Below are 10,042 nucleotides of genomic sequence, written 5' to 3' on the forward strand. Positions count from 1 at the left end.
AAACAACGACTTAATCTTAATATCAAGTAATTGACATTCATTAATTCGTAACAGCAAATTTCATTACTTTGTGCTCGCCTTTGTCATTTGTTATTAACAGATTGTACATACCAGTTTTGAGCTTTTGTGTGCTCAATTCATAATTGTAAGAGCCCTGAACAAACTTTATCTCCTCAATAATTTTACCTGTCAAATCCATTACTTTTACATTCAAATCTGAATTTATAAGTCTTGACCAGCTCATATTCAAATGTGACTTAGCCGGATTGGGATAAAGTTGAATTTCCATATCTTTTAAAGCTCTATTCTTAGAGGTGATATTTCCCAAAGACAATGCTTCAAAATCATCTGTCTGAGCTGATTGAATGATTTGCCCGGTCTCTATATCTTGCATAAATGCTACTATTGCAAGAGGGTTTTCATCAGATGGATATTGCGCAATAAATTCAAAAGATTTGGCTCCGCTGGTAAAATCCTCTAAGATTAGACCTCCATTATTAGGTAATATTTTTCTTAAAACATGATAATATGTTTTAGATTCATTGGTCCCTTGATCACCGTCAGATACTTCTTTTTGAATCACTGCAACAAATAATCGGGTATTTTCACTCAGAGATGCCGATTCAGTCAGCTCGTAATCAACATTTATCAATAGTCTTTCCTGTTCGGCCGTTGCATCAATTCTCATGCTAGCCAAACTGGCTACAAGCCTGGCTTGATCTAATTCAATTTCACCTGAACCGCTGAAATTAATTTCTCTATTTAAATTCCCATCAATTGAAATGCCACCACCATCTTCATATGCATCATAATAATACGTCCTAGATAGCATAGCGGAAGCGAATTGAGTATATAATGTGTCGTTTTCATTGATTCGATAGTTAATCCAAGCAAAATCTCTAGATTGTTCATAAGCACTCTGGATGCTGTTCATTTCTACAGCGTCTGCAGTCGATGCATCATCTCCAAAGTATTCGATCAAAACATTCCTGTTCAAGCTTTCAATCCGGAGATTATCAAAGGCCACCCCATCATTACTAGTTGATTGTTCATTTTCATTGGGCCTGGACTTAAATTGAAACCTAAACATCACATTGTTTCGTTCTTGAAGTGGGATTACTTCCAACGCATGTACCGCATTATTAACTGCTACTTCCCCTTCAGCAGAAAATTCACTGGACCACCCAACGTACGAAGGATTGTTGTTTTCAGTCCCGATTCCCGTCCCAGGAAAAGATTGTATTTGATCAAGATTATACCAATTCAAGCCTGACGATTGATTCCCCTCAAAATCCCCTAATAATTGCCATTTCTTTGTTGGATCTTCTATCACTTTGTTATCTGTAGAATATTCTAAAATTAAACCATCATCCTCCTCTACCATATCTAGCCATAAGTCAAAACTAATAACTGGTTTGGAAACAGAACTCAAGTCAAAAGACGGGGAATAAACATAGGATAATGCACCAGAATTATAGGATCCATCTTTATTGGTAATCCAAACAGTATTTCCAGATTTAATATTGGAATTTTCTGTTGGCACGGCTAAGTCCCAATCATTAGCAGGCCCGGTAGGACTGTAGCTTATCCATTCACTGTTACCTTTTTCAAAATCGAAAGCATACTGACTGGCTGTTGCGACTTTAGGTAAAACCAAAAACTCTTTGGTAATTTCCGCTGTGCAACTATTAATTGTATAAATCTGGAAGGTCATTTGATATCTCCCAGCTCCCAGGCTCCGGAAATCAACAGAAGTAGTGGAATCATTCATTAAACTAAATACATTATTTGTAACGGAAACAAACCCATTCTCTTGCCATTCTTTTAATTTCCATTCCAAAGTATCAATTTCAGTTGCATTTGGTGTGCCTGTGAAGATTATACCGTCTGCTTCATAAACAGAGCTGTTCCAACTAAAATTAGGATTATTAACTCTTCTGTATGTAACTGCAGTTGATTCACTTTCGCATAAATCATCATCTTCTCCAGCACTATCTACATTTCTTCTGACCACATAAAACACCCTTTCTGTTGAAGTAGCAAAGAAATTGACATCGGGAACAAAAGTCAATCCTTCTCCTATCGGATCTAAGGAAAAATCTTGACTTGCGTACCAAAATAATTCTTGATTAGGATTATTTCCAAAATAATTTGTCACACTGGCAGTATCCATTACATTATTTACAAAACACAAATCAACTGAATTCACCGTTGGTTGGGCCGGCTGTCTCCACACCAAGAAATCAAAAATTTCTGAATTTTGGCAGGTATTTGCATCTTGGTAGGTATATCTAATTTGAACAACTACTGAATCCCTGTTTACTGCATTCAGATAGCTTAGCATGGGTGAAGGATCAAATTCATATCCGGTTTCACTGCTCCCAGTAAGAATAGCTTCAGGTATGCCTTCATTAACAATTTCAAACGAATAATTAAGCCCCGGATTTCCTGTTTCAGGCTCTAGCTCTACCGGTTCATCATAGGTACAAAAATCGTACTCAGGCTCAGTGTAAAACAATTCTGGTAAAGGATTAACGATAACAATTTGCTCACCTATGTTTTCTACATTATTGGCTGGATTTTCAGGATCTGAAATTGAATATTTGATTAAGATGGAAGAAGGGTCAGTACTGCCTTCATTTTGTTCCAAAGCTGTTTTTGGATTAAACTCTGCTCTTAAAATCTCCAAAGTGTCATTTCGTATAATTAACTCTTCAAAACCGATGATGGTAATTCCGGGCCCGCTAATATCACTAACAAGAAAGCCTTCGGGAATAATGGCATTATCTACTGAAATAGTATCTGTAGCATCAAGTTCACAATATTGAGCGGACAAATTTGGAAAAATAGTTTCTGCATCAAAAACATTAAAAGCAATAGAGCTGCTAGCTGAGCAACCAAATTCATCAGAAAAAACATAAATAACTTCATGGACATTCTCTTCATCTGTAATATCTGTAACATCCAGTTGGCTGGTATCCAAGAAATAGTCCCCATTGCTATTTCTTATAACTCCAGGACCAAAAAACTCCCCTCCTATTTCTACAGATCCAGATTGTCCACCCTGACCTTGCAATAAAATCAAATCCGCTGAATTGGATAAAGTAGTAGTAGAATTATACAGTATTTCTGCAATAGGTTGTGGCTTGATTGTAATTAAAAATGTGTCAGCCAAACTAACACAGCCAGTTAAAGTACTGATTTCATTTACAATCAAAGTGTCTTGTGTTTCCTCGAATACTTCACGGAAATTAACAATTAGTAAGTTACCGGTCTGTAATCCATCAATTTCGTTCTTATCATTTAGGCCTTCACTATCTAATCCAGTATTTGTTAGGCTCCATATGAAGGTACTTTGGGAGCTGCTGGCCGTCATTCTATAACGGACAGCCTCTTCACCTGAGCAAACAATCTCATCTCCAAATGATTTGGATGGCGTTGGCAAATCATTAATAATAATTTCCAGCTGTCTAGGATCAGGGGTTCCTCCGCAGCCACCGCCTGAAGCCGTTGGAATTGCTTCTAAAATAGCTCCTCCATCTTCAACCTCCATTGGACTTGCTTTATAAATTGCCTGCGGATTAGTGGATGTCAAACTAAAAGAGATATCGTTTTCATTATCTGCAAAGCCCCAGCTTCCATCATGACTTCCAGCTTCACTATATTGATCGACCCTAGTCCATTCAATTCCATCTGCACCACCACCCAGCGCTGCATTAAGTTGGGCTGTGGCAATATCAGTTGTTTCGTTAACCGGCACTTTACATACTGAAAGGTCATCACCCAAACGTACCGAAATGGTGGAAACAAAACGGATCAAAACCACATCTTCATCTGGCACACAAGGATTAGGTGCCGCGGGATCATCTGATATCAGACGCAATACAATTTCACCTTCTGATGCATCCGCCAGACTTGGATAGTAAATAGGTTGAATATTAGTAGTGCTTTTAACACTGCCGTTAGGACTGAATCCACCACCATTTTGGCTAGGCCCTTGATCAATTGTCCAAGTTCCCGTGGTAACATTACCATTAATAGAAGGCAAAACCCCCACCAAACTAGCATCTGAAAAATCAATTTCATTAGTTGTAGCTAAGCAAATCTCAATTAGACCTCCTCCAAACTCCGAATCAAATACACCGCCAGCCTCTACTGTTGATCGGGTGTATTCTTCAACATCCAAAGATGTGCCTAAATTAGGTGCAGAACAGCTATTTAAATCATCATCTTCATCAGTTAAGGAAACAATCTCATAGGTGTTAATACCTGCTTGAGGCGGATTTACGTTCAATACTTGCCCAGAAGTATAGCCGGTCACAGTTATGATTTCTGTTCCATTATCGTATTCCAAGGTATAGGTGCCAGAACCCCCAATCACATCAACTCTTACAGCAGTTTCAATAGGGGACCCACCTTCAGGGTCATCACAAACTACACCGGTTCCTATGTTAACCAAGACAAATTGAGCACTGCTTGGACCAACTTTTATATTGTCCTGAGAAGTAGTAGAAGCATCATCTGTATTTCCAGCTTGACCATTTTGCTTGTCCAAGGTAAGGGTACCAGGCTCAGTTCCAGCCGGAACGATAAATTCAATGTTTTCATCATCAATAATTGTAAATGTAGAAATGGTAAAAGGCGAGCTGCCATTTATATTTGTTCTAATCCTGCTGACACCTGTAAAATATTTCCCTTGAATGCTAAAAAGTTCGCCCACGCAGGCACCAATAGAAAAATCATCAATTCTTGCCGGACCAAAAGTGGTAAATGACCAAATATTATTAGCCGTAAATCCAGCAAATTCATTGCCTGCCTGATCCACAATTGCTCCTGCATCAAATTCGAAATAATACTCTGTGGTGTCATTGAGGATACTTTCCAAAGAAATAAAATTCAATGTGGTATTCGTATTGTTAGTGAAAGCAGTTGCCCCATCTAAAGTTTCCAATACATTTCCAGTTTCCATTTCCACTATTCGGATATTTCCGGTTCCTGACCCACTTACAATCTCATCAAGTTCAATAGTGAAAATCATTTGCTGTGATGCATTAAGTTTCTCACTTTCCGGATTAAAAGGATCAGTTTCTAATTCTGGTGCCTGCGTATCAATCGTTATATCTTTATTTCCACCTATAGAATTGGCCCCGCCTGTTGATGGTAAGTCTAAATCAGCATTTATCCCGGCTTGATCTGTTATAGACCCCCCATTTAGAATTAAACTGTTAGTATTTACATAATTTAAATCCGATACATCAAACAAGGTACCACCATCTGCTGCCTGAACTGTGTAATTAAAAGTAAGCGTACTTGAAGCAGAGCCACTCTGATAAACTGCTAAGTCTCCGGAATTTAATTCCAGCTGTGGTGATCCACTAACTAAAACATCTTCATCAAATTCAATCGTAATATTGATGATATCCCCTTCTTTGTAGAATCCATCTGCATCCGTGGATGTGACGTTGTTGATGTTCGCAGGCTCGGTATCTACTTGAATTGCGGCATTATCTTGTAATCGGTCAGGATTGGAAGGCAACACTATTTCAGCATCATTTCCAGCTAAATTTTTAATCTCACCGCCATTCATATTAAACTGATCAACATCTAAATCTGAGGTGCTTTCACCAGAGTTTACAGCTCCAACCGTGTAAGTGAAATTCACAATATTGTCAGTAAAGTTTTGAAAAGTAGCTTCTCCTCCTGTATTTAAATCCAATGATGGGGTGCCGTTAACAGTAATATCTTCATCAAAAATCAATTGAATATTTATGTTATCTCCCGGGCCATAAAGACCATTGGAACTGCTAGTGCTAATAAAATCAATTCGAGGTCTTTTAGTATTGATGTTAAAATTACCAGAAGTGGCCGGATCCATTAAATTTCCTGCTACATCCTCAGCATCAGTAATATCAAAATTAATGTTATTTAACGCCTCTTCGGTCAAATCATGGTTGAAGGTAATAGTATAAATCAAATTCCCTCCGCTCCAACTTCCATCACTATTATCCGACATATTGCTGGTCCCATTTACCACTATGGTAGGGTCAATAGCACCATTCATCTGCTTATTGAATGTTATTTGAAGTTCAATTGTATTATTAGGTCTGTTGATTAAAGCTCTATCCAGATTAATTGAGGAAGCCTCAGGGTTTTCGGTATCTATAGTGAATAAATCATTCTCGGTAAAATCAGTTAAGATGTTCCCTGACTTATCCGCTGCATCCTTTATCAAAACATCAATGTTTTCCACTAACTCATCTTGATCAGTTAAATCATAGAATAATGTATAAACAGTATTGCCGGCAGACCAAGCGCTGTTCCCGTTCGGAGCAGATAAACTATTGGTGGGGTCTTCAACAGGAAAAGACACCGTTGGAATTGCAGAAGGATCCATTTCCTCATTGAAGGTAATCTCAATTTCAAGTGCGTCATTCCCTAAATCTTTGCCTGAAAGTAAGGTTGGAGTTGCCGCTACTTGGTTTGCCAGTGGTTTTGTGATATCCTCAAAACTGTAGGTTTGAGCAAAATCACCAGCCAATTTATTAACTGTATTTCCGAAATTTAAATCTGTTATATTCAGTTTAACGGTCAAATCCGCATTATCAAATTCATTAACAGATTCATCCACGTCCACAATGAGGAAAAAATATTTTGTTTCACTACTGAAATTTTGTGTAAGGCCAGTAAATGTTACAGTATTATTTCCGTTGTCAACAATTGGTGAAGAGGCAATTACTGCATCAGTACCTGTACCATCGAAAGTATTATTTGCAGAACCGGTAATTTGAATATTCCCGATTACGTTTGTTAAATCAATATTGGTAGTAAACTCAATTTCTTGTAATTGAGTGTTCCCCAATGCTTCCACTGAAAAGCCTAAAATTGCTTGTTCTGAAGTGCCACTTTGAAGCGTTCCACCATTTAAACCTGCTGTTAGTTCTGCTAATTCGATTGTTGGATTAACGCTTACTGCATTTGAAGTCTCAAAAAAACTATCCGTATCATCTGTAATGGTTAAAGTACCATCGCCACTTCCTTGATAATTAAAGTTTACTGGAAACTGCATCTCACCATTGTTGAATGTGCTTGGTAAGTTTTGCATATTAATGCCATCGTCATTTGTGATGGTAAAATTTGTGCTGTAATCGAGATCCAAATTTCCGTTAGCATCCGTGACTTCTACTACTGCCTGAGGACTTACATTTTCACCTGCGTCAACGGTAGAAGGAGGATTTGTTGCAAAATCGAAATCAGTGGCTATTACCTCAATCTCATTATCCGAATCAGCGGTTTTTATACTTGTACCTCCACCTGTGGCAAATTGACTAGAATTACCTTCAGTAGAAATAGTAGCTGGATCCAACGAAAACACAAAGTTTTTCCCATCTATATCAGCTGCGGTGATACTTTCTTTCAGCCTGATTTGTAGTTCTATATTGATGCTACCTCCATCCGCGATAAAACCAAATTGACCTGCATTGTTATTGTTATTATTAGCTATTGAAACTGAAATTTCATTATCAATGGTACTAATACTCGCAGATAATTCTTCTCCATTATTTGTATTCACTACTTTAGCTTCCTCAATTATATTATCCCAAAAAGTTGGTAAGCTTTCAAACTCATCGTTTGCTCCTGCTGAGAATGTAAAGCTTGAAAGATTGGTGGTTTCATTATCACCTCCCAAATCATTCATATCAAAATCCATAACAGTAATAAAACTGCCAGATGCATCATTAGCAACTGAAGAAATTGTGGATGAAGCACCAATTAAAGTAAGTGTATTGCTTTGGTCAGCAGGATCAGTTGTAATTGTTTCAGTATCGGGGCCGAAAGCATAACAAAAGGTTCCGTTCTTGTAAGCATAAATTGCAAAAGTATATTCAGTTTCATTGCTTAAATCCGTTACCATTAAAGCAAGACCATTACCTGAATATATTATTTTATTTCCATCCGAATCGGGTGCTCCGGCAGTAGTGAAGCTTGTACTCGCTTCAGCTTCAAAATCATCACCATTTTCTACGGTTAAATCAACACCTGCACCTTGTTTAGCTACCACCAAATATTTATCTGCTCCTGTTACTGCTGACCAACTTAAATCAATAGAACTAGATGTTTTATTGGTTGGAACATTAAAAGTAGCAGTCCCAGCTGGAGGATCGCACAAGGTAGACGCGGTTTTCAATGGAGGTGCAGCAGTATTATAATTGTAAGTTTCTGAAACTGGAGAGCCCGTTTCTTCTACATAGGTATAGGGAATAACATGAAATGCATATTCTGTAGCTGAACTTAATGATGAAACAGTAGTAGAGAGGATACTACCCACATCTTCAAAATCAAAACCTGGGCTTGAAAGATCGCCTGGGGCCAAACCATCTTCTAAATTTGTTAGGTCAATGGCGCTATTTCCTTGTTCATATACGACCAGATATCCATCTGCACCTGTTACAGCGTCCCAAGTCAAATCAACGCTACTTAATGTTTCATTATTTACAATAAAATTTCCTCCGTTTACATCACCACCGGATGCGGGTGCGGAAAGGGTATAATGGGTAACAATAGGGGCATTGGTAGTATAATACCCCATGGTAGGGAAATCTGTACCGTTAAAATTAAAAGGGACTATTCTAAAGGAATATTTAGTGCCGGGAGACAACTTTCCGTCTTGAACAGTTATAGAAGTTGCATTATCGGTGTTTTGTACCTGATAATCCGTTCCAATTGTAGGCTGATCGATCGGTTGAAAACCATTTTCTAGCGTAGATAAATCTACCGAATTTCCAATTTCAAAATACACAACTGTTCCTCCATCATCAGCAAATCCCGTGTATTGATCAAAAGAAAATGTCATTCCTGTTGTAGTACTGCTCGTTTTAACAAAATTGTTCACTTCTGCAGAAGGAATTTCCGAGGTGGTGGTGATCTCATTTATTTTATTATCTGAAGTAACATAATTATAGGTTTCGGGGACTTCAAAACCCAGCCCGTCAGTTCCATATGCGTATGACAAGACATTAAAACTATAGGTTGTTGCAGGGCTTAATCCTGGAATTTCAATTAGCGTATTTGCCCCCCCATCAGAATAGTAAAATCCAGTTGCTTGATCAAAATCAGCAGCATCGGCATGTTTTATACCATCGGTAACACCATTTTTATTTGGTCCGTTTGTTCCAGTTCTGTATAGAATCAAATACCCATCTGCAGTTGGCTCCTCAGTTAAAGAAATAGTAACACTTTCATCTAGTTTACTTTCGTAGGTTAATCCTGTTGGATTTGCATCTGGTTCTGTAGCTAAGGTATAAGAGGAAACCGAGCTATAAACTAAGAGATTATAATTTGTAGTTTCTTCCGTGTTAGCACCATCATTATTAAAAGGAATAATAGAAAAGGAATATTGCGTGGCTGCAGCCAATGATGAAAGCGTAGTTGACTCTGTTCCATCATTATTAATGACTATTTTATTAGCAAAAGTTTGATTTCCTGGAAGTACACCCAGTTCTAGAATGCCGTCTGGGTCTGGTGCCGTTGCCCCTGTTGCATAAAGAATAATGTAGCCATCTGTATTTGTGCTACTGGATGCTGTCCAGTCTAGTTGTATCTCATCATTTGTGATATTATCGGTCGTAAAATCAGCTATAGCATTGGGGAAAACTTCGGAAAGAGTATAAAAAGATCCTTCAGAACTTGTTTCATTTTCCGTATCATCTGAGGACTTTTCAGCATATAATTCATAAAAATATTGTGTCTCTGGAGAGAGTCCGGGCAGGGTTGCACCAACAGAGGCAGTTCCATCAACATTGAAATTCTCTATTAATGTGGAAGAAAGATTAAGACTTCCGCTTGTTGTTCCATAGTTAAACTGATAATTGACATCAACAGCTGCAGATGTTTGAATATCTCCGTTAAGTGTTGCCTCATCTGTATCAATATTAGCAGCATTGCTAATAGTTGTGCCCGTTACTTGAGCATTCACTTGAAAGCAAGTTACCAGAAATAATATCAGTATATGTAAAAATCTTTTCATAAAATCTGCTTAAACAGC

The 10,042-nt window shown here is 37.9% G+C and carries 1 protein-coding gene; it reads right to left on the reverse strand.

Annotated elements, in window-relative coordinates:
- Positions 1–40: 40 nt before the first annotated feature.
- Complete coding sequence (locus tag AAC601_RS06445) at positions 41–10,024, reverse strand: T9SS type A sorting domain-containing protein (RefSeq protein ID WP_340152816.1); 9,984 nt, start codon at positions 10,022–10,024, stop codon at positions 41–43.
- Between the last annotated feature and the right edge of the window lie 18 nt (positions 10,025–10,042).

The sequence above is a fragment of the uncultured Marivirga sp. genome, assembly GCF_963974845.1.
Lineage (GTDB): Bacteria > Bacteroidota > Bacteroidia > Cytophagales > Cyclobacteriaceae > Marivirga > Marivirga harenae.